This is a genomic window from Caballeronia humi, from assembly GCF_001544475.1.
Taxonomy (GTDB): domain Bacteria; phylum Pseudomonadota; class Gammaproteobacteria; order Burkholderiales; family Burkholderiaceae; genus Caballeronia; species Caballeronia humi.
This window is the reverse complement of record NZ_FCNW02000027.1, coordinates 65,575-86,280: the sequence shown is the minus strand read 5'-3', so window position 1 is coordinate 86,280 and position 20,706 is coordinate 65,575. Positions and strand designations below refer to the sequence as shown.

Here is a 20,706-nt window from a genome sequence, read left to right as displayed (position 1 = left end):
CAATTTCTCTCATTCATCGTGTTGGCCCTATTTTTGTCTCAGCGCGATTATTGAAAGTCGTCTCCGCAGCGTCCATAGGGAAACCGTCAACATTTGTCGTATCGCGTGAAAACGCCCTTAAGTCCCGCTTAATCCTCCCGGCAAGTGTCGCGGCTAAAATGCATCGGAATTTCCTGATAAACGAGCACGCAATGCGAATCCTGCTAGTCGAAGATGATCGGATGATCGCCGAGGGCGTGAGGAAGGCGCTGAAGAGCGATGGCTTCGCCGTCGATTGGGTGCAGGACGGCGAGGCCGCGTTGACGGCAGTCGGCGGTGAGCCTTACGACCTGATGCTGCTCGATCTCGGTCTGCCGAAGCGCGACGGCCTCGACGTGCTGAAAAGCCTGCGCGCACGCGGCAATGCGCTGCCGGTGCTGATCGTGACGGCGCGCGATGCCGTCGCCGATCGCGTGAAAGGCCTCGACGCCGGCGCGGACGATTACCTCGTCAAGCCCTTCGATCTCGACGAACTCGGCGCCCGCATGCGCGCGCTGATCCGCCGCCACGCGGGACGCGGCGAGTCGCTCGTGCGGCACGGCGCGCTGACGCTCGATCCGGTGGGCCATCAGGTGACGCTCGACGGCTTGCCGATCGCGTTGTCCGCGCGCGAATTCGCGCTACTCGAAGCGCTGATGGCGCGGCCGGGCTCGGTGCTCTCGAAAAGCCAGCTCGAAGAGAAAATCTACGGCTGGGGCGAGGAAATCGGCAGCAATACGGTCGAGGTCTACATTCATTCGCTGCGCAAGAAACTCGGCGCCGACCTGATCCGCAACGTGCGTGGCTTGGGCTACATGGTCGCGAAGGACGTCTGATGCATTCGATCCGCCGCCAGTTGCTCATCTGGCTGCTCTCGCTCGTGATCGTCGGCGTGGGGTTTGCGGGGTGGCTGATCTACCGGCAGGCACTCGCCGAAGCCAACGAACTCTTCGATTACCAGTTGCAGCAGATCGCGGCCGCGCTGCCGTCGGAGCCGTTTTCGTCTGTGCTCACGTCGCGCAGCGAGAGCGACGAAGGCGTCGTGATCCAGATCTGGAATCGCAACGGCTCGCTGATGTATTACTCGCATCCGCGTGTGCCGCTCGCGCCGCACGCGGAACTCGGCTTCTCCACCGAAGTAACACCGCGCGGCGTGTGGCGGGTGTACAGCGCGATCGTCGGCGATAACGTCGTGCAACTCGCGCAGCCGCTGTCGATCCGCAACCGGCTCGCGGCGGGCGTCGCGTGGCGCACGCTGTGGCCGCTCGTGTTGCTGCTGCCGTTTCTCGGGCTCGCGGTGTGGGTGATCGTCGGACGCGGGCTCGCGCCGCTGCAGCGCGTGACGCGCGCGCTCGACACACGTCATCCCGAAGCGCTCGAACCCTTGCCCGACAACCGTTTGCCGCAGGAAGTGAAGCCGGTCGTGCACGCGCTGAACGCGCTGCTCGACCGCCTCGCGACGGCGCTCGATACACAAAAAGCCTTCGTCGCCGATGCCGCCCACGAACTGCGCACGCCGCTCGCCGCCGTGCAGATTCAGGCGCAGCTCGTCGCGCGGGCGCACGACGACGACGCCCGCAAGGAAGCACTCTCGGACCTGCACGCGGGCATCGCGCGCGCGACGCGGCTGGCCGAGCAACTGCTTGCGCTCGCCCGCTCGGAGCCGGACAGCAAGACGCCGCTGAAACCCGTCGATCTGCACGCGCTGCTGGACGACTGCGTCGGCGCGAGCGTGCTGCTTGCCCAGCAGCGGGGCGTCGATCTCGGCATCGAGACGAGTGATTCCGCGACGATCGACGGCGATCCGGAAGCGCTGCGCGTGATGCTCAACAATCTCATCGACAACGCGACGAAGTACACGCCGGAGGGCGGGCGTGTCGATGTGTCGTTGAAAGTGGAGGACGGGCGCCCCGTCGTGCGGATCGCCGATAGCGGCCCCGGCATCGCCGCCGATGAACGCGAACGCGTGTTCGACCGGTTCTATCGCGTGGGTGAAGGCGCAAGCCGCGCGCGCACGGATGTCGCGGGCAGCGGGCTTGGGCTTGCGATCGTGCGGCGCATCGCGTTGCAGCACGGCGCGATGGTGGCGCTGGGCGAGTCGCCAGCGGGCGGGCTGCTGGTTACGGTGAGGTTTTAAGCGCGACAGGCGCGGTTTCAGGGAAATCACCGCCCGGCGCGAAATGTATGTTGCCGCCTGTGCTCGTTAGCGCTGTACCCACGGCGTAATCGTCCGACTTGCCGACGCGCTGGGCTCCGCCTCGCGCCGATACCCGTCGACTTGCCGCAACGAACTCTCCGCCGCCAGCACATCCCCGACGTCGCCCATCCCGTAGGAACCCTGCGTTTTTCGAGCGCATCGGCACGCTCCTGGAACGCCGTTGCAAGCACGCCACTATCGAAAAGCGCATCGCTCTTCGCCGCGTTAAGACTCCTTTAAGACCGCCCCTTTAATCTTCGATTCAACGTAGCGCAACCCGCGCGAATCCCAGCCAGCAAGCAATCGAACGATCAGAACGATCAGGAGCACACGATGAAATCGAAGATCCTCACCCGCAGCGCCGTTGCAGCCGCCGTTGCCATTGCGTTGTCGGCGGGCTATGTGGCCGGTCACAACAACGTTCCGGCGCCGCAGGTCATCGCGCCCGCGCAAGCCGCCGTCGCGATGATGCCGGCCGAAGCCGCCGCCAAGACCGGCATCCCCGATTTCTCGGGCCTCGTCGAAACGTATGGCCCGGCGGTCGTGAACATCAGCGCGAAGCACGTTGTCAGCAAGACGTCGTCGCGCAATAGCGGCGCGTCGCAACTGCCGATCGATCCGAACGATCCGTTCTATCAGTTCTTCAAGCGCTTCGGCGGCATGCCCGGCTTTGGCGGCGGCGGCAATGGCAACGGCGGCGCACAGGATCGTCCGAGCGAAGGGCTCGGCTCGGGCTTCATCGTCAGCAACGATGGCTATATCCTGACCAACGCGCACGTCGTCGTCGGCGCGAACGTCGTCACCGTCAAGCTCACCGACAAGCGCGAATACCGCGCGAAGGTTGTCGGCGCCGACAAGCAGTCGGACGTCGCGGTGCTCAAGATCGACGCGAAGAACCTGCCGACCGTCAAGATCGGCGACCCGAACGGCAGCAAGGTCGGCCAATGGGTGGTCGCGATCGGCTCGCCCTACGGCTTCGACAACACGGTGACCTCGGGCATCATCAGCGCCAAGTCGCGCTCGCTGCCGAACGAGAACTACACGCCGTTCATCCAGACCGATGTGCCGGTCAACCCGGGCAACTCGGGCGGGCCGCTCTTCAACCTTCAAGGCGAAGTGATCGGTATCAACTCGATGATCTACTCGCAGACGGGTGGTTTCCAGGGCCTTTCGTTCGCGATCCCGATCAACGAGGCGATCAAGGTGAAGGACGCGCTCGTGAAGACGGGTCACGTCGATCGCGGCCGCCTCGGCGTGACGGTGCAGGGGCTCAACCAGACGCTCGCGAATTCGTTCGGCATGAAGACGCCGCAGGGCGCGCTCGTGAGTTCGGTCGAGACGAACGGGCCGGCCGCGAAGGCGGGTCTGCAACCGGGCGACGTGATCATGTCGCTCAACGGCTTGCCGGTCACCGATTCGACGTCGCTGCCGTCGCAGGTCGCGGGCTTGCCGCCGGGCAGCCAGGCGAAGGTGCAGGTGTGGCGTGACCGCGGCACGAAGGACCTGACGGTCACGATCGGCGCGCTCAACGACGCGAAGACCGCGAGCGCCAATGCGAAGGGCGAGGACGGCGGCGCGTCGGCGCAGGACGCGCGGCTGGGTGTCGCGGTGCGGCCGCTGTCGCCGGAAGAGAAGCAGGACAGCTCGCTCTCGCGCGGTTTGATCGTGCAGCAGGCGAGCGGTCCGGCGGCGAACGCGGGCATCCAGGCGGGCGACGTGATCCTCGCGGTCAACGGCCAGCCGGTGTCGAGCGTGCAGCAACTCAAGGCGATGGTCTCGCACGCCGGCGACAGCCTCGCGCTCCTGATCCAGCGCGACGATGCGCAGATTTTCGTGCCAGTAGACCTTGGCTAAATCTGGGCTAATCGGGCATGAAGGTTGCTAAAGCCAACCTTGGGGCCCCATCGCGCTGTGATGGCGCATCGGGCGTGTTTCAGGTTGACCGTATCCGCGAACGAGCGGACACAAGGAGCGGACCACAATGACGATCAAGACCACAGGAAAACATGCGGCCGCCGCGGTGGCGGCCGTGCTCGCCCTCGGCGCGGCGGGCGGCGCCTGGGCGCAGGCATCGAGCACCGATACCACCGACATGAGCAGCGCCGGCAACACCAACGGCGGCGGCTTGCCGCAAGTCCAGCAGCAGGGCAGCGTGTCATATACGTCGGGCGGCGTCGGGCTCGACGAATCGAAGGCGCTGCAGCGCGAACAGTCGCACTGGCCGCTTTCGCTGCGTTTCACCGGACCGACGGCGGACTATCTGTCGGGCGTGCACGTGCGCATCGTCGACGGGAAGAACGCCGAGTTGCTCAACACCGAGGCGATGGGTCCATACATGCTCGTCAAGCTGCCGCCGGGGAAGTACACCGTGTTCGCGAAGTACAAGGATCAGGAGCAGAAACACGCGGTCAGCGTCGAGGGTCCGGGCAAGTCGAAGAGCGCCTTCCACTGGAATATTCAGTGACTTTTTAGCAACGCCCGCCGCGCCAGGATGTCGGAAAGAAACGATCGGGCCAAGGCGCGAAAGCACCCACAAGGCGGCCGCCATTTGTCTCATAATGAAGTCACGGGAAACGCTTCCCGTGGCTTTTTTTTGTGCTGTAGTCTTGGCGTACGCCGCCTCGCGCAGCCTTTGCGTTTCCAGCTCAGACGAACCGGGAGGGCATCGATGAACACCGACACGCATCAATCCGCGCATCGCATCGAGATTACGCTGAACGGCCGGCGCTGCCGGGTGATCCATCAGGGCGTGACCTTTGCGGACACGCATGCGTCGCTGGTGGTCGCCGAGACCGGCTTGCCGCCCGTGCACTATTTCCCGCGCGCCGACGTGAACATGGCGCGCCTCGAACGATCGATTCATACGTCGCAATGCCCGATCAAGGGCCACGCTACCTATTACCACTTGCTCACCGAAGACGGCCCGGTCGAAAACGCCGCCTGGAGTTATGAACAGCCCGTCGAAGGGGCCGCGCAGATCAAGGGTTATCTGGCGTTTTACGCGTCGCGCGTCGATCGGATCGACGTGACTTCCTGAGCCGATTACTTCATCAGCGCGCAACATCGCCGCAAAAAACACAGAACGAGTAACGAGTGCAGTCTTTGCCCGGGAGGCTCAGATGGAAGTCACCGATACGTTGCGTGTTCCGCTCGACCTGACGCACGTCAGGGAAGCACTCGGCGACCTCGCGCTGTTGCGTGCGAGCCTCGACAATTGCGAATCGTTCGCGCGACTGCCGGGCGGCGAATACGCGCTCACGATGATCGTGCCCTTGGGCGCGTTGCGCGCGCGCTACGAGATTCGCGCGCACACGGCCGGGCGCACGCGGCAGGCGGCGCATCAGGAAGGCGAAGCGCACAAGCCGGAGCCGGAGCCGGATACCCGCGGTTACGCCCGCACGCTCAGCTTCAAGGCGCGCGGCGAGGGCGTCGGGTCGCTGCGCGGGCAGATCGCGGTGGCGCTCAATTCCGACGCGGACGCTGAATCGACGTGGGTCGAATACACCGTTTGGGCGACGGTTTCAGGACCACTCGCGGGCTTGCCGTCGCGACAGATCGAAAACTCGCTGCGCGAAGTCGCCGACGAGTTCTTCTCGGAATTCTGTGAAGTAGTGCGCGCGAAGCACGGCCTGCCATCGATCCGCGCGCAGCAGGAAGCCGGCTCCCGGCGTCACGTTTTCCTGCGGCCGAGCACGATGTCGGCGGCGTTTTCGCGCCGGCCGTTCTTCAACGCGCCGCGCCCGGTCCGCCCGCCCGCCGCCGATGCCGCAAGCGGTGTGCTGCATCACCGCTTGCCGGGGCACGGGCTCGGGCGGCGCGACCACGATCATTCGCACGATCCGCATCCACTCGGCCTGCCGGGCTGGGCGTGGGCGGCGATGCTCGTGTGCGTCGCGCTGTTCGCGTTTTTTGCGCAGCGCGTCGGGTTGCACTGACGGCGCTTGGGCGCTTTCGGCGCTGTCCTGCGAGAATGGGTTCTTCCGCCACCGCTCAAAAGGAACCCGGTCATGCCCCGCCGCGCGCTCATCGTGATCGATGTACAGAATGAATACGTCACCGGCAACCTGCCGATCGAGTATCCGGACGTCAACGTGTCGCTGGCCAATATCGGCCGGGCGATCGATGCCGCCCGCCAGCGCGGCGTGCCGGTCGTCGTCGTCCAGCAAATGGCGCCGGCTGCCTCGCCGCTTTTCGCGCGCGGGTCGCATGGCGGCGCGCTGCACGAAATCGTCGCGAGCCGGCCGCGCGATCATCTGATCGAAAAAGTGCTGCCGAGCGCCTTCACCGGCACCGATCTCGCCAACTGGCTCACCGAACGCGACGTCGAAACGATCGTGATCGCCGGCTACATGACCCACAATTGCGACGATTCGACGGTGAAGCAGGCGGTGCACGCGGGGTTATCGGTGGAATTTCTCGCCGACGCGACCGGCGCCGTGCCATATGAAAACCGTGCGGGGAAGGCGAGTGCGGAGGAGATTCATCGCGTGTTCAGTGTAGTGATGCAGTCGCGCTTCGCGGCCGTGCTCACGACCGACGAGTGGATCGCCGCGCTCGAAACCGGCAATCCGCCCGAGCGCGGGACGATCTACGACTCGAATCAGAAAGCGCGTTCAGGCCGCTGAGCCCTATGACGAGCGCAGCGCGGGGCTATAGCGCAGCGAGTCGAAACACGCGTCGATGAGACGCTCGGCGTCGCGATCGAGATCGACGCCTTCGGGGAACATGAGCGCGTCGTGCAGGATTCCCGTGAACAACGCGTGGAGCAGCGTCGTGGCCTGCCGCGTATCGAGATCGACGGGCAACTGCCCCTGATCGATCGCGTTGCGCAGCCCGCGCTCGATCCGTTCGATCCCTTCGCGCATATTGTTCTGATGCCGCTCGCGCACCGGCCCCATTTCCTCGACGAACTCGCACTTCAGAAAAAGAATGTCGAAGACGCGCCGGCGCTGCTCATCGAGCGCGATATTGCGCATGCACCAGATGAAGATATCGCGCATCCGGCCGAGCGGATCGGGTTCCTTCGTGTCCAGCGTCGCCGCGATCAGTTCGTCGAGCGGCATGAGGCTGCGGTCGAACATCGCTGTGAACAGATCGCCCTTGTTCGCGAAATGCCAGTAGATCGCGCCGCGCGTGACGCCCGCTTCCTGCGCGATGTCCGCGAGCGACGTGCGCGACACGCCTTTGTCGAAAAACACGCGCTCGGCCGCATCGAGAATGCGGTTGCGCGTTTCCAGCGCCTCTTCCTTGGTTCGTCTGACCATATGCTTCGGCCGTAGCCGCTTGCTCCTTCTCTGCTCTTGCTTCGTTAACGCCATTCAGACGGCGGCGTCAAATATTTGTCGACAGTAATCGATGCCACGGAGCGGAATCCGCTCGCACATGCCATACCGAAATAATTCTGTCACTTTTACATTCATTCGTGAATGTATATACAATACCACCCGTCGATCGATAGCCCAAGCAGCATCGACCGGTTAATATCCGACACAGATTTCAGTCAGCCCGCCCGTACCAAGGCCGTCCCTCCGGCCATCGACGCCTCTAGAGCGCCCGCGCGGATATCGAATGACGAGTCGGCGACCGGCTTCATCTGCGCCGCCGGCGATCGGTCAGCGTCGTCGAGACGCTCGTGCGCGGCCTGCCCGTAGAAGGCGGCCGCGCACTTATATTTCAAACTCAGTCTTAGACAGAGGTCGCTTCCATGCGCGTCGAACGGGTTCCATTCCGCTTAATCAGTGCCGCGACGGCTGCCATCATCCTTGCAGCCTGCGGACAAAAACAATCGGCTCCTCCGCCGCAAACGCCCGAAGTCGGCGTCGTCACCGTCCAGCCGACCACCGTGCCCGTCGTGGCCGAACTGCCGGGCCGCACGAGCGCCTTCCTGAATGCACAGGTGCGCGCGCGGGTCGACGGCATCGTGCTGCGCCGCGAATTCACCGAAGGCTCCGATGTGAAGGCCGGCCAGCGCCTTTACAAGATCGATCCGGCGCCCTACATCGCGACCTTGAACAGCGCGAAGGCCTCGCTTGCGAAGGCGCAGGCGAACGTCGCCACGCAAAACGCGCTCACCCAGCGCTACAAGGTGCTCGTCGCGGCGAACGCGGTCAGCAAGCAGGACTACGACAACGCCGTCGCTTCGCAGGGCCAGGCCGTTGCGGATGTCGCGTCGGGCAAGGCCGCCGTCGATACCGCGCAGATCAACCTCGGCTACACCGACGTCGTCTCGCCGATTTCCGGCCGCACCGGGCTCTCGCAAGTGACGCCGGGCGCGTACGTGCAGGCGAGCGCGGCGACGCTGCTCACCACCGTGCAGCAGCTCGACCCGGTGTACGTCGATTTGACGCAATCGAGCGTCGATGGGTTGAAGCTGCGCCGCCAGATTCAGGAAGGGCGCCTGCAGACGCAGGGCATCCACGCGGCGAAGGTCACGCTCGTGCTCGAAGACGGCCGCACGTACTCCGAGCCCGGCAAGCTCCAGTTCTCCGACGTGAGCGTCGATCAGAGCACGGGTTCCGTCACCGTGCGCGCGATTTTCCCGAACAAGGAGCGCGTGCTCCTGCCGGGCATGTTCGTGCGCGCGCGCATCGAGGAAGGCGTGAACGACCGCGCGCTGGTCGTGCCGCAGATCGGCATCACGCACGACCAGAAGGGCCAGGCGGTGGCGCTCGTGGTCGGCAAGGACGACAAGGTCGAATTGCGCTCGCTCGTCACCTCCGGCACGTACGGCGCCAACTGGGTAGTAGACAGCGGCCTCAATCCGGGCGATCGCGTGATCGTGAACGGCGTCGAGAAAGCGAAGCCCGGCATGACGGTCAAGCCGGTCGCAGCCCAATTGCCCGCGCAGCCGGGTGCGGCTTCGGACGCGTCGGCAGCATCGGCTGCACCCGCTGCATCTGGCGCATCGGCCGCACCCGCCGCCGCGAGCGGTGCGCAGGCCGCGGCGAGCGCACCCGCCGCCTCCGGCGCGAAATAACAGGGAGCCTGTTTCATGGCAAAGTTTTTTATCGATCGTCCGATCTTCGCCTGGGTGATTGCGATCATCCTGATGCTGGCGGGGATCGCGTCGATCTTCAACCTGCCGGTCGCGCAGTACCCGACCATCGCGCCGCCCGCCATCCAGATCAGCGCGACGTATCCGGGCGCGTCGGCCACGACCGTCGAAAACACGGTGACGCAGGTGATCGAGCAGCAGATGAGCGGCCTCGACCACTTGCTGTACCTGTCCTCGACGAGTGACGACTCCGGCACGGCGACCATCACGCTCACGTTCGCGGCGGGCACGAATCCGGACATCGCGCAGGTGCAGGTGCAGAACAAGCTGCAACTCGCGACGCCGCTTCTGCCGCAAGCCGTGCAGCAGTTGGGCACGAAGGTGACGAAGTCGAGCAGCAGCTTCCTGCTCGTGCTGGCGTTCGTCTCCGAAGACGGCAGCATGAACAAGTACGACCTCGCGAACTACGTGGCGTCGAAGGTGCAGGACCCGCTTTCCCGGATCGACGGCGTGGGCACGGTCACGCTCTTCGGCTCGCAGTACGCGATGCGCGTCTGGCTCGACGCCGTCAAGCTCACCAACTACGGCCTGACGCCGGTCGACGTGAAAACGGCAATCACCAACCAGAACGTGCAGGTGGCGGGCGGGAGTCTGGGCGGCACGCCATCGGTGCCGGGGCAGATGCTGCAGGCGACCATCACGGAAGCCACCCTTTTGCAGACGCCCGAACAGTTCGGCAACATCCTGCTGAAGGTGAATCCGGACGGCTCGCAGGTCCGCCTGAAGGACGTCTCGCGCATCGAGCTCGGCGGCGAGAACTACAACTTCGACACCAAGTACAACGGCGCGCCGACGGCCGGCTTCGGTATTCAGCTCGCCACGGGCGCGAACGCGCTGCAGACGGCGAGACTGGTGCGGGCGAAGATCGACGATCTGTCGCGGTATTTCCCGCACGGGCTCGTCGTGAAGTACCCGTACGACACGACGCCGTTCGTGAAGCTCTCGATCGAGGAAGTGGTCAAGACGCTGATCGAAGGGATCGTGCTCGTGTTCCTGGTGATGTACCTGTTCCTGCAGAACCTGCGCGCCACGCTGATCCCGACGATCGCGGTGCCGGTGGTGCTGCTCGGCACGTTCGCGATCATGTCGATCGTCGGGTTCTCGATCAACACGCTCTCGATGTTCGGGCTCGTGCTCGCGATCGGCTTGCTGGTGGACGACGCGATCGTGGTGGTGGAAAACGTCGAGCGGGTGATGGCGGAGGAGGGCTTGTCGCCTCGAGACGCCACCCGCAAGGCGATGGAGCAGATTACCGGCGCGCTGATCGGTGTGGCGCTCGTGCTTTCGGCGGTGTTCGTGCCGGTGGCGTTCTCGGGCGGCTCGGTCGGCGCGATCTACCGGCAGTTCTCGCTCACGATCGTCGCGGCGATGATCCTGTCGGTGCTCGTCGCGTTGATTCTGACGCCGGCGCTTTGCGCGACCATCCTCAAGCCGATTCCGCAAGGGCATCACGAAGAGAAGAAGGGCTTCTTCGGCTGGTTCAACCGCACGTTCGCGAAGAGCCAGCAGAAGTACCACGGCGGCGTGCAGCACGTGATTCGGCGCTCGGGTCGCTGGCTCATCATCTATCTGGTGGTGATCGTCGCGGTGGGCATGCTCTTCATCCGGCTGCCGAAGTCGTTCTTGCCTGACGAGGACCAGGGCACGATGTTCGTGCTCGTGCAGGCGCCGGTCGGCTCCACGCAGGAGCGCACGGCCAAGGTGCTGCTCGACGTGCAGAACTACCTGCTGAACGACGAGAAAGCGATCGTCGAATCTGTGTTCACGGTGAACGGCTTCAGCTTCGCGGGCCGTGGCCAGAACTCGGGTCTCGTGTTCGTGCGGATGAAGGACTACGCGCAGCGGCAGGCATCGAAGGACAAGGTGCAGGCGCTCGTCGGCCGGATGTTCGGGCATTTCGCGGGCTACAAGGACGCGATGGTGTTCCCGGTCAACCCGCCGTCGATTCCTGAACTCGGCACGGCGTCGGGCTTCGACTTCGAGCTGCAGGACCGCGCGGGTCTCGGCCACGCGAAGCTGATGGAAGCGCGCAACATGCTGCTCGGCATGGCGGCGAAGGACCCGATGCTCGCGCAGGTGCGCCCGAACGGTTTGAGCGACACGCCGCAGTTCAAGGTCAACATCGACCGCGAAAAGGCGAACGTGCTCGGTGTGGCGACGGCGGACGTCGACCAGACGTTCTCGATCGCATGGGCGTCGCAATTCGTGAACAACTTCCTCGACGTCGATAACCGGATCAAGAAGGTCTACCTGCAGGGTGAAGCCAAGTTCCGCATGAACCCGGAAGACCTCGACAAATGGTACGTGCGCAATTCGGCGGGCGGGATGGTGCCGTTCTCCGCGTTCGCATCGGGCACGTGGATCTACGGGTCGCCGAAGCTCGAGCGCTACAACGGTATTTCAGCGGTCGAAATCCAGGGTGCGGCGGCGGCGGGCAAGTCCACGGGACAGGCGATGACGGCGATCGAAGCGATCGCGGCGAAGCTGCCGGCGGGCATCGGCTACGAGTGGACGGGGCTGTCGTATCAGGAACGCCAGTCGGGTTCGCAGGCGCCGATTCTCTACGGCATCTCGATTCTCGTCGTGTTCCTGTGTCTCGCGGCGCTGTACGAAAGCTGGTCGATTCCGTTCTCGGTCATCATGGTCGTGCCGCTCGGCGTGCTCGGCGCGCTGCTCGCGGCCACCTTGCGCGGTCTGGAAAACGACGTGTTCTTTCAGGTCGGCTTGTTGACCACGGTGGGCTTGTCGGCCAAAAACGCGATTCTGATCGTGGAATTCGCCCGCGAACTGCGCATGCAGGGCATGTCGACGATCGAGGCTGCGATCGAGGCGTCGCGACTGCGGCTGCGACCGATTCTGATGACGTCGCTGGCGTTCATTCTCGGCGTGCTGCCGCTCGCGATCAGTAACGGTGCGGGCTCGGCGAGCCAGCACGCGATCGGCACCGGCGTGATCGGCGGGATGCTCACGGCGACCTTCCTGGCGATTTTCCTGATCCCGATGTTCTTTGTCGTGATCAGCAAGTTCAGCAAAGGCACGGACACGCCGACGCCGGGCACGTCCGGCAACATCGAAGGCCCGCATGGCGGCGGCACTGACGGCAACGGCGGTCTGGGCGGCGGCGCGGCCAAGGAAGGACACTGAGATGCTTAGACAATCATTGATGGCGACAGCTGTCGGCGCGGCGCTCGTGGTGCTCGTGGCCGGTTGCACGTTGCAGCCGAAGTACGAGCGGCCGGCGGAGCCCGTCACGTCGACGTTCCCGGAAGGCGGCATCTACGCCAACCAGCCGGATGCGTCGTCGACGGCGAGCAACGGGCGCTCGGCGAATTCGCTCGCCGCGCCCGACATCGGCTGGCGCGATTTCTTCGCCGATGCGCGGCTGCAGCGCATCGTCGAGATCGCGCTGAAGAACAACCGCGACCTGCGCGTCTCGGTGCTGAACATGGAAGCGGCGCGCGCGCAGTACCAGATCACGCGCGCGGGCCTCTTCCCGACGGTCGACGCCGTCGCGAGCCAAAGCAAGTCGCGCACGCCGAAGAACCTGTCGTTCTTCGACCAGACGATCTCGAACACATATTCGGTCGGGGTCAACGCGTCGTGGGAGATCGATTTCTTCGGGCGTATCCGCAGCCTGAAGGATCAGGCGCTCGCGCAGTATCTGTCGCTTGCCGAGACGCGCAAGGCGGCGGAGATTTCGCTGGTGTCGTCGGTGGCGGACCAGTACCTGCAAGTGCTCGCCTTCGACGACCTGCTCACCGTCACGCGCAACACGCTCAAGACGGCCGACGAGTCGTATCGCATCACGAAGCTCCAGTACGACAACGGTGTGGGTTCCGAGCTCGACGTGCGGCAGGCGCAGGGCGTGGTCGAACAGGCGCGCGCGAACCTGCAAACGGAGATGCGTCTGCGGGCGCAGTCGGTGAATGCGCTGGTGCTGCTCGTCGGCGAGCCGCTGCCGGACGATCTGCCGCCGGGCGTTCCGCTCGAGAGCCAGAACCTCTTGTCCGACATCCCGGCGGGCCTGCCATCCGACCTGCTCACGCGCCGGCCGGACATCGCCGCCGCCGAGCAGTCGCTGCTCGCGGCTAACGCGAACATCGGCGCGGCGCGCGCGGCGTTCTTCCCGCGTGTCTCGCTGACGGGCAGTTTCGGCACGCTGTCGCCGACATTGGGCGGGCTGTTCAAGCCGGGGTCGGCGGCGTGGTCGTTCGCGCCGCAGATCTCGCTGCCGATCTTCGAGGGCGGTGCGAACGTTGCCAACCTCGATCTGGCGCAGGTGCAAAAGCGCATCGAGATCGCCAACTACGAGAAGGCGATCCAGAACGCGTTTCGCGAAGTGGCGGACGGGCTGGCGGCGCGCGGCACGTTCGACGATCAGATCGTCGCGCTGGAGCGCTTCGTCGCCTCACAGAGCCGGCGGCTGGAACTGTCGGATTTGCGGTATCGCAATGGCGTCGACAGTTATCTGGCGGTGCTGACCGCGCAGACGGATTTGTATTCCGCGCAGCAGTTGTTGATCAACGCGCGGTTGCAGCGGCTGAACAACCTGGTCGATTTGTATCAGTTCCTCGGAGGCGGGTGGATCGAGCACGCGGGCGATCAGCCGCGTCCGGCGGATGCGCCGGTTGACTACGGCTCGACTTCCACCGCGCCAGTGGCGCCGGCCGCGGCTTCCGGCGCATCGGTTTCGACGCTGACACCGACAAGGCATTGGACGCCGTCTGCGCCGCCTGCGCCGCAAGCGGACGCGGTGGCGAAGAGCAACGCGCCGGGTTGAAGTACCGGCGCCTGAATAAAAAAACGCAGTCTCGGAAGAGGCTGCGTTTTTTTTTCGACTATCGGGCGCGAGTTCGCCTAGCAAGCTCGCTTAGCAAGTTCGCCTAGCAAGTTCGCTTGGCAACTTCGCGTGCCGATTTCGCCTGGCAAGTTCGCCCGGCAACTTCCCTAACAACTAACCTGCCGCTCAAACTCCGATCACCCCGCCATCATCCTTCGTGATAAAAATCGTCGCCGATCTCGGACGCGCCGTGCTCGCGCCGTTCGTCTGGCTCTCCGGCCAGTGGCTCGTCAGCTTCGACGCCGTCCCGCCTTCGCCCGGATGCTGAATGTTCACCATCAGCGTCTTGTTGTCCGGCGTCATCGCAATGCCGGTCAGCTCGCATTCCTTCGGCCCCACCAAAAAGCGCCTCAGGTTCTGCTCGCCCGGATTCGCGCCCTTGAACGTCTGCGTGCCGCCGCCAGCCGTGACCGCGCCGCCGTCGCCGACTTGACCCGGCGTCGCCGCGAGCAGCATGCAGTTTGTCGTCGACGTGTACGCGCCATCGTCGGTTTCGATCCACAAAACGCCGCGCGAGTCGAACCACAGGCCGTCGGGGCTCGAAAAGTCGTTGTTGTCCGTGAGCGCCGACAGGTTGTATCCCGGCTCTTGCGCTGAAGGCGAGCCGAACAGATACACGTCCCACTGGAATTGCGTCGCGTCGGCGCGTGAATTCGCCTCGCGCCAGCGCACGATGTGGCCGTTCACATTGCCCGGGCGCGGATTCGCGGCATCGGTCGCGCCTTGCGGACGTACGGCAGCCGTGCCGTTCGTCAGCGTCACGTAGACCTCGCCGTTTGCCGGATGTACGGCGGTCCACTCCGGCCGGTCCATCTTCGTCGCCCCGACGAGATCGGCCGCGAGCCGCGTGTCGATGAGGATGTCGGCATCGCTCGCAAAGGCCGCGAGCGCCGCGTTCGACTTGGCCAGCGCGATCCAGTTGCCGGTGCCGTCGGCGTTGAATTTCGCGACGTAGAGCGTGCCTTCGTTCAGATACTTCGCACCGGCGGCTAGCCCCTTGTCGGCGGCGGAATACGGCGCCTTCGACACGAACTTGTAGATGTATTCGTTGCGGCTGTCGTCGCCCATGTAGAAGACGAGCGGCTGGCCTTCGACCGGATTCGCGGGCTGGCAACCTTCGTGTCCGAAGCGGCCGAGCGCGGTGCGCTTGACGGGCGTCGAGGCCGGATTGAACGGATCGATCTCGACCACCCAGCCGAACGTGTTCGCGACGTTGCGATAGTCGGCGGAGGCATCGGCGGCGGGTGTCGTCGAGGTGTCCCAGCGGCGGTACAGGTCGCCCGTCGGCGTGCTCCAGCCGTAGTTGCCCGACTGGCCGGCCTTCACGCCGTAGCGGTCGAGGCTCGCGGTGTCGGCGCGGGCGGCGTCGGTCGTGGCGCGCTTGAAGTAGCCGGCCCAGTTTTCCTCGCAGGTGAGATACGTGCCCCACGGCGTGTAGCCGTTCGCGCAGTTGTTGACCGTGCCGCGCGTGGCAGTGCCATCGGTCGAGTAGAGCGTCTTCATGCGCGCCGAGCCGGCCGCCGGGCCTTCGATCGCGAACCGGCTCGCCGCCGTCAGCCGCCGGTTGAGCGCGGAGCCGCGCACGTATTGCAGCGCGTTGCCCGTCGAGCGCTTCAGTTCGAGCACGGTGACGCCGTGGCAGTTCACTTCCTTGTCGACTTCGGCGGCGGGGCGCGCGCCCGCCGCGGTCGTCGGGCCGGCTGCGTGCAGGTACGCCTGGGTGATGTTCTCGTGATTCAGGCACAGCACGCCGCGATCGGAACGCGATGCGGCGTACGTGCCGTCGTCGGCCAGGCCGAAGAAGTGCATGCCGTCGTGATGATCGCCCGCGCGGCGATCGTAGGATTCGGCCGTCTCGGAACCGTTGCCCGACCAGCTCGCGTCGCCGAACTGCTGCGGATCGCCGAGCGCGTACAGCACGCCGACGCTATAGCCTGCCGGGACTTTCACGATGTCGTCGAGACTATGGCCCACGGCAGCGAAATTGAGCGTCGCCTTGGTGACGGGCGGTGTCGTCGGCGTGCCGTTGCTGTTGTCGTCGTCGGAATTGCCGCCGCATGCGGTGAGCGGAAGCGCGCCGAACAGCGCCGCAGCCGTCGCCGACAAACCGCCCAGCACCGTCTGCCGGCGTGTCAGGCGCGCTTGCAGGATGTCGGTGAAGTGCAAGTTTGCGCTGGGGTTGTCGTCGTCGGGTTCGGTGTAGGTCTCGGGATTGTGGGCGTAGCGGTTCTTGCTCATTGTGGGTTTTTCCGAGGGGTGGAAGACCGACAATGTAAGGAACTTGTATGGAAGTTTTATTACAACGTGCCTTCCCGTCGGATTACGACGGTGAAAGCTGGCACAAAAGTCATCGTTGGCTAGCGTTTCGAACACATTCCCTGACTGGAAGCGCGACTAAAAACGATAGGGGCGGGCGCCTTTTCACGATGCCCTGACAGATTCGACTCACTTTGGCAGCAAGAACGTGAGAATGACGCGGCCGCCCCAGCCATGCGGCCCGCTGTCCGGACTTGCCGCCCAGTAGCGCAACCCTCCGCCGATACTCACCGGCTGCTTGCCGAACTTCACGAGCCTGGAGGCGAAGGCATTGACCGGCGTGGACCATTGACCATGCTTCCAGTCATAGGTCGATTCGGTGTTGAGGCCGAAGGTCCACAGATCCTTGGTCGTGTAGCTGACGAACGGCTGCAGGAACGTCGAACTGATGCCCGACCGGCTGCCTTCACCCGCGAACGACCAGATGTGATTAGCGAGCATGCCGTAGGTCCAGCCGTTCGCCTGGATCAGGGCGACCGCAGTCGGGCCGGCGCCCCATTTGCGCTGCGACAGGAGCGGGTCGGTGCCGCTCGGCAGCAGGAAGGCCGGACCGACGCCCCAGATCAACCCGGTCGCTGTCGGCCTGGTCGGCGAGAAAAAGACGCTCTGCAAAATATCGCCGACGCCCGTCTGCGAGCCGGAGTCCGGCGCGATGTCGTTTTGCGAGACGATCGGCACGATGGTCCGCGAAATGACGTTCCAGTCGGCGTTGAGCTGCGTCGGGACGACGGGCTGGAAGTTCGCGTAAAACTTGTCGCCGTCGCGAGAAGGGCCGATGTTGGTGTCGTAGTTGAACTGGAACGGCACCTGGATCAACGCGGCGATCGGGTTGCTCAACTGCTTGGCGAGTTCGGCATCGCATTGAGCTGCGCTGGCGTGGGCGGCGAAGAGGGCCGTTGCGACGAGCAGGAGGTGTTTCATGGAGGTGTCTCGCGTGGGTTGTCTTCGAGCCGCGCCATGCTAAAGGCCAACCCGCGCACCCCTCCGTTTTCACCACACAATATGACGTCACGTCCAATCGGATAAGCACGAAAAGCCGAACGCCTGCCTCACGCGCGCGATTTACACGCAAAAAAAGCGCTGCGGCTTTCGCCGCAGCGCCTTGCAAAAACGGCGACGTCTTACTTCGCTTCGCTCGCCGTCCCATCGAAGTCATGCCCTGCCTCACGAATCTCACGACGCGCATCGCGTTCCTTGCGCACGCCATTGAAGATCACGTTCAGCACCACCGCCGTCACCGACGCCAGCAGAATCCCGCTGTGCAGAATCGGTTCGAGGGCGTGCGGCAGTTGCGAGAAGAACTTCGGCGCGACCACCGGCACCATCCCGAGCGCAATACTCACCGCGACGATGAACAGGTTGTGATGGTTCTTAACAAAATCCACCTTCGACAGCACCTTGATGCCGTTCGCCGCGACCATCCCGAACATGACGATGCCCGCGCCGCCGAGCACGAACGGCGGCACCGATGCGACCACCTGCGCCATCTTCGGAAAGAGGCCGAGCAGCACGAGGATCACGCCGCCCGTCGCGCAAACGAAGCGGCTCTTCACGCCCGTTACGCCGATCAAGCCGACGTTCTGCGAGAACGACGTATGCGGAAACGAGTTGAAGACGCCGCCGATCAGCGTGCCGAGCCCGTCCACACGCAGTCCGCGCACGAGCGCCTTCTGGTCGACCGGACGCTCCACCAGATCGCCGACCGCGAGGAACATGCCGGTCGATTCGATGAACGTGACGAACATGACGATGATCATCGTCGCGATCGAGAGCGGGTCGAAGTGCGGCAGCCCGAACTGGAACGGCAGCACGATGCCGACCCACGGTGCGTGCGCGACGCCGTCCATGTTGACGAGGCCGAGCACCGCGGCGATCGCGAAGCCCGCGACCATCCCGAGCAGCACCGAGATGTTCGCGATGAAGCCGCGCAGGAACTTGTTGATCAGGAGGATCAGCATCAGCACGACGAGCGACAGCAGCAGGTACACGGGATTGCCGTAATCCGGATTGCCTACGCCGCCCGCCGCCCAGTTGATGCCGACGCCCATCAGCGAGAGGCCGATCACCGCGATCACGGTGCCGGTCACGATCGGCGGGAAGAATCGCAGCAGCTTGCCGATCATCGGCGCGAGCACGATGCCGACGACCCCCGCCGCGATGGTCGAGCCGAACACGTCGAGAATGCCGAGGCTCGGGTTCGTGCCGATCGCGACCATCGGGCCGACGGCGGCGAACGTGCAGCCCATGATCACCGGCAGGCGAATGCCGAAGATCCAGAGGCCGAGCGTCTGGATCAGCGTGGCGATGCCGCACGAGAAGAGATCGGCGCTGATGAGGAACGCGATCTGGTCCTTCGGCAGGTTCATCGCGGCGCCGAGGATCAGCGGGACGGCGACTGCGCCCGCGTACATCACGAGGACGTGCTGGATGCCCAGGGTGAGCAATTGTCCGGCGGGTAGCCGCTCGTCGCAGGGATGTACGGTGGTTGATGCCATGTCGTGTCTCCTTCTATTCATTCCGATTGTGTGGCCTCAAAGGTAAGCGGCTTAAATAGGCGCAACAAGACTGCGGGGCTCTATACGTCGCGTTCGCCAAGCGATATGCGGGATAGGTCTCTCAAGCGGTTTCGATCCGCCTGGCGCCTTGCTGCAAGCGGCGTGGCGCACATCGCGTGATTTTTGTCGCGCGGCATAAGGCCACGATTGTGTGCGCATCGTTATGATGTTTATCCGTGCGGCGACATAGTCCTTTTTCGATCATTCGTGCGGCGACAGCGGGTTAACCCGCTGGAATTCGTGTTTTCCCTTACCTTTTTCCGGCAGCCATTCCCATGCGATTCCTCGGCATCGATCTCGGTACGGCATCGCTGAAACTCGCCATCGTCGATGAGGACGGACGCGAGATCGCGTTCTCGAACGCGGCCTATCCGGTGGCAACCGATCATCCCGGCTGGGCCGAGACATCCGTCGATACATGGTGGAGCGCGCTCGTCGCGGCGGCGTCGAAATTGCCGGCGGACGAACGCGAAGCGGTGCGCGCGATCGGTTTTTCCGGGCAGATGCACGGCGTCGTGCTGACGGACGAAGAAGGGCGCGCGCTGCGCCCCGCGATGCTGTGGCCCGACACGCGCGCTCGCGATCTGCTCGACGCATGGCCGTCGCCGCAAGTGAATCCCGTCGCGCCCGGCATGGCGGGGCCGCTCTTGCGGTGGATCGCGCTGAACGAAGCGGCGCTCGCGTCACGCGCGCGCTGGGCGCTGCAGCCGAAGGACTGGCTGCGCACGAAGCTGGGCGGGGAGATCGCGACCGATCCGTCCGATGCCTGCGCAACCGCGCTCGCCGATCCGTCCGGCCTCTGGGACGACGCGCTGATAGAACGGCTCGGCCTGCCGCGCGCGTGGTTCGCGCAACTCGCGCCGTCGTATGCGGCGGCGGGAACGCTGTCGCCGGAAGCGGCGGACGCGCTCGGGCTTACGGCGGGCATCGTGATGGCGCTCGGCGCGGGCGATACGCCGTGCGCCGCGCTCGGCAGCGGCCTCATCGCAGACGGCGACGCGCTCCTCACGACCGGCACCGGCGGCCAGATCCTCGTGATGGCGCACGAGGCGCCGGCGTCAGTCGCCGGCTTGCATACGTATCGCGCCGCCACCGACGAGTGGTATCGCATGGCGGCGATGCAGAACGTCGGCGTGGCGCTCGAAGCCGTGCGCGGCTGGCTCGCATTCGATACATGGCCGCGCGCCTATGAGGAAGCGTTCGCGGCGCAATCGTCGGAACGCGTGACGTTCCTGCCGTATCTGAGCGGCGAGCGCTCGCCGTGGATGAATCCGTCGGCGCGCGGCGGCTGGCTCGGGCTCGGTCTCGGCGAGACGCGCGGCACGCTGATGCGCGCGGCGTTCGAAGGCGTCGCGTTTTCGCTGCGCGCCGGGCTCGACGCGATCCGCGCGAGCGGCGGCAACATCGGCACGATGCGTCTCGCGGGCGGCGGCTCGATCGATCCGCGCTGGCGTCAATTGCTGGCCGACGCGCTCAAGGTGGAACTGCATGCCGTCGATTGCCCGAACGCCGCGACGCGCGGCGCGGCGCTCCTCGGCGGCTTCGCGCTCGGTCACTGGCACGCGGGCGACCTCGCCTCGCTCGCGCCGACGGCCACGCTCGCCGCTACGCCGCGCCCCGATGCCGCACTCGACGAACGGCACGCGCGTTTCATCGGTTTGTACGGCCGCGTGCAAGACTGGTTCTAACGCATTTTTTAACGAACGCTTACACTTGTCGGCCGCGT

At 64.9% G+C, this 20,706-nt stretch carries 16 protein-coding genes; 11 read left to right on the top strand and 5 right to left on the bottom strand.

What is annotated here, in order from left to right; all coding sequences use genetic code 11:
* The first annotated feature begins 191 nt into the window (after window positions 1–191).
* From AWB65_RS22050 to AWB65_RS22020, 7 genes are all read left to right on the top strand, one after another.
* Entirely contained in the window at window positions 192–854 is a 663-nt protein-coding gene (locus tag AWB65_RS22050; protein WP_087669159.1) for a response regulator, read from the top strand.
* Window positions 854–2,155 carry an ATP-binding protein gene (locus AWB65_RS22045; protein WP_087669158.1) on the top strand — a complete coding sequence of 434 codons (1,302 nt, stop codon included), beginning with the start codon at window positions 854–856 and terminating at the stop codon, window positions 2,153–2,155. The genes AWB65_RS22050 and AWB65_RS22045 overlap by 1 nt, the downstream gene beginning before the upstream one ends.
* A gap of 393 nt (window positions 2,156–2,548) precedes the next feature.
* Complete coding sequence (locus AWB65_RS22040; RefSeq protein ID WP_087669157.1) at window positions 2,549–4,069, top strand: DegQ family serine endoprotease; 1,521 nt, start codon at window positions 2,549–2,551, stop codon at window positions 4,067–4,069.
* A gap of 127 nt (window positions 4,070–4,196) precedes the next feature.
* Window positions 4,197–4,679, top strand: coding sequence for a hypothetical protein (locus AWB65_RS22035; RefSeq protein WP_087669156.1), 483 nt, complete (start codon window positions 4,197–4,199; stop codon window positions 4,677–4,679).
* Window positions 4,680–4,883: 204 nt separating this feature from the next.
* Window positions 4,884–5,252 carry a DUF427 domain-containing protein gene (locus AWB65_RS22030; RefSeq protein ID WP_087669155.1) on the top strand — a complete coding sequence of 123 codons (369 nt, stop codon included), beginning with the start codon at window positions 4,884–4,886 and terminating at the stop codon, window positions 5,250–5,252.
* 82 nt (window positions 5,253–5,334) lie between these two features.
* Window positions 5,335–6,150 carry an SRPBCC family protein gene (locus AWB65_RS22025; RefSeq protein WP_087669154.1) on the top strand — a complete coding sequence of 272 codons (816 nt, stop codon included), beginning with the start codon at window positions 5,335–5,337 and terminating at the stop codon, window positions 6,148–6,150.
* 72 nt (window positions 6,151–6,222) lie between these two features.
* Window positions 6,223–6,840 (top strand): cysteine hydrolase family protein, encoded by a 618-nt coding sequence (locus tag AWB65_RS22020; RefSeq protein ID WP_087669153.1) that lies wholly within the window; start codon window positions 6,223–6,225, stop codon window positions 6,838–6,840.
* A gap of 3 nt (window positions 6,841–6,843) precedes the next feature.
* On the opposite strand, the gene AWB65_RS22015 is transcribed toward AWB65_RS22020, so the two are convergent.
* Together AWB65_RS22015 and AWB65_RS36400 are read right to left on the bottom strand one after the other, a co-directional pair.
* Window positions 6,844–7,479, bottom strand: a complete 636-nt coding sequence (locus AWB65_RS22015) for a TetR family transcriptional regulator (protein WP_087669152.1) — start codon at window positions 7,477–7,479, stop codon at window positions 6,844–6,846.
* Between the two features lie 236 nt (window positions 7,480–7,715).
* Entirely contained in the window at window positions 7,716–7,892 is a 177-nt protein-coding gene (locus AWB65_RS36400) for a hypothetical protein (RefSeq protein ID WP_159907738.1), read from the bottom strand.
* Window positions 7,893–7,919: 27 nt separating this feature from the next.
* Here AWB65_RS36400 and AWB65_RS22010 point away from each other — a divergent pair, with 27 nt between their 5' ends.
* The 3 genes from AWB65_RS22010 to AWB65_RS22000 are packed head-to-tail and all read left to right on the top strand — an operon-like array spanning window position 7,920 to window position 14,049.
* Window positions 7,920–9,191 (top strand): efflux RND transporter periplasmic adaptor subunit, encoded by a 1,272-nt coding sequence (locus AWB65_RS22010; protein WP_087669151.1) that lies wholly within the window; start codon window positions 7,920–7,922, stop codon window positions 9,189–9,191.
* Window positions 9,192–9,206: 15 nt separating this feature from the next.
* A complete protein-coding gene (locus AWB65_RS22005; RefSeq protein WP_087669150.1) occupies window positions 9,207–12,413 on the top strand; it encodes an efflux RND transporter permease subunit in 3,207 nt (1,068 codons plus the stop codon).
* A 1-nt stretch (window position 12,414) separates the two neighbouring features.
* The gene (locus AWB65_RS22000) at window positions 12,415–14,049 is read left to right on the top strand and encodes an efflux transporter outer membrane subunit (RefSeq protein WP_087669167.1); all 1,635 of its coding nucleotides are present in this window, start codon (window positions 12,415–12,417) and stop codon (window positions 14,047–14,049) included.
* 186 nt (window positions 14,050–14,235) lie between these two features.
* Here AWB65_RS22000 and AWB65_RS21995 read toward each other — a convergent pair whose 3' ends face one another.
* From AWB65_RS21995 to AWB65_RS21985, 3 genes are all read right to left on the bottom strand, one after another.
* Window positions 14,236–16,347, bottom strand: coding sequence for a PhoX family protein (locus AWB65_RS21995; RefSeq protein WP_087669149.1), 2,112 nt, complete (start codon window positions 16,345–16,347; stop codon window positions 14,236–14,238).
* Between the two features lie 207 nt (window positions 16,348–16,554).
* Complete coding sequence (locus AWB65_RS21990; protein WP_087669148.1) at window positions 16,555–17,346, bottom strand: hypothetical protein; 792 nt, start codon at window positions 17,344–17,346, stop codon at window positions 16,555–16,557.
* Between the two features lie 200 nt (window positions 17,347–17,546).
* On the bottom strand, window positions 17,547–18,920 hold the full coding sequence (locus AWB65_RS21985; protein ID WP_087669147.1) for a nucleobase:cation symporter-2 family protein: 1,374 nt from the start codon (window positions 18,918–18,920) through the stop codon (window positions 17,547–17,549).
* Between the two features lie 335 nt (window positions 18,921–19,255).
* On the opposite strand from AWB65_RS21985, the gene AWB65_RS21980 reads away from it, so the two are divergent.
* Window positions 19,256–20,668 (top strand): xylulokinase, encoded by a 1,413-nt coding sequence (locus tag AWB65_RS21980; protein WP_087669146.1) that lies wholly within the window; start codon window positions 19,256–19,258, stop codon window positions 20,666–20,668.
* The last annotated feature ends 38 nt before the right edge of the window (window positions 20,669–20,706 follow it).

What these genes read in the sequence shown, in the direction of transcription:
- AWB65_RS22050 (WP_087669159.1), top strand. Translation starts at nt 192, where the DNA reads ATGCGAATCCTGCTAGTCGAAGATGATCGGATGATCGCCGAGGGCGTG.
- AWB65_RS22045 (WP_087669158.1), top strand. Translation starts at nt 854, where the DNA reads ATGCATTCGATCCGCCGCCAGTTGCTCATCTGGCTGCTCTCGCTCGTG.
- AWB65_RS22040 (WP_087669157.1), top strand. Translation starts at nt 2,549, where the DNA reads ATGAAATCGAAGATCCTCACCCGCAGCGCCGTTGCAGCCGCCGTTGCC.
- AWB65_RS22035 (WP_087669156.1), top strand. Translation starts at nt 4,197, where the DNA reads ATGACGATCAAGACCACAGGAAAACATGCGGCCGCCGCGGTGGCGGCC.
- AWB65_RS22030 (WP_087669155.1), top strand. Translation starts at nt 4,884, where the DNA reads ATGAACACCGACACGCATCAATCCGCGCATCGCATCGAGATTACGCTG.
- AWB65_RS22025 (WP_087669154.1), top strand. Translation starts at nt 5,335, where the DNA reads ATGGAAGTCACCGATACGTTGCGTGTTCCGCTCGACCTGACGCACGTC.
- AWB65_RS22020 (WP_087669153.1), top strand. Translation starts at nt 6,223, where the DNA reads ATGCCCCGCCGCGCGCTCATCGTGATCGATGTACAGAATGAATACGTC.
- AWB65_RS22015 (WP_087669152.1), bottom strand. Translation starts at nt 7,479, where the DNA reads ATGGTCAGACGAACCAAGGAAGAGGCGCTGGAAACGCGCAACCGCATT.
- AWB65_RS22010 (WP_087669151.1), top strand. Translation starts at nt 7,920, where the DNA reads ATGCGCGTCGAACGGGTTCCATTCCGCTTAATCAGTGCCGCGACGGCT.
- AWB65_RS22005 (WP_087669150.1), top strand. Translation starts at nt 9,207, where the DNA reads ATGGCAAAGTTTTTTATCGATCGTCCGATCTTCGCCTGGGTGATTGCG.
- AWB65_RS22000 (WP_087669167.1), top strand. Translation starts at nt 12,415, where the DNA reads ATGCTTAGACAATCATTGATGGCGACAGCTGTCGGCGCGGCGCTCGTG.
- AWB65_RS21995 (WP_087669149.1), bottom strand. Translation starts at nt 16,347, where the DNA reads ATGAGCAAGAACCGCTACGCCCACAATCCCGAGACCTACACCGAACCC.
- AWB65_RS21990 (WP_087669148.1), bottom strand. Translation starts at nt 17,346, where the DNA reads ATGAAACACCTCCTGCTCGTCGCAACGGCCCTCTTCGCCGCCCACGCC.
- AWB65_RS21985 (WP_087669147.1), bottom strand. Translation starts at nt 18,920, where the DNA reads ATGGCATCAACCACCGTACATCCCTGCGACGAGCGGCTACCCGCCGGA.
- AWB65_RS21980 (WP_087669146.1), top strand. Translation starts at nt 19,256, where the DNA reads ATGCGATTCCTCGGCATCGATCTCGGTACGGCATCGCTGAAACTCGCC.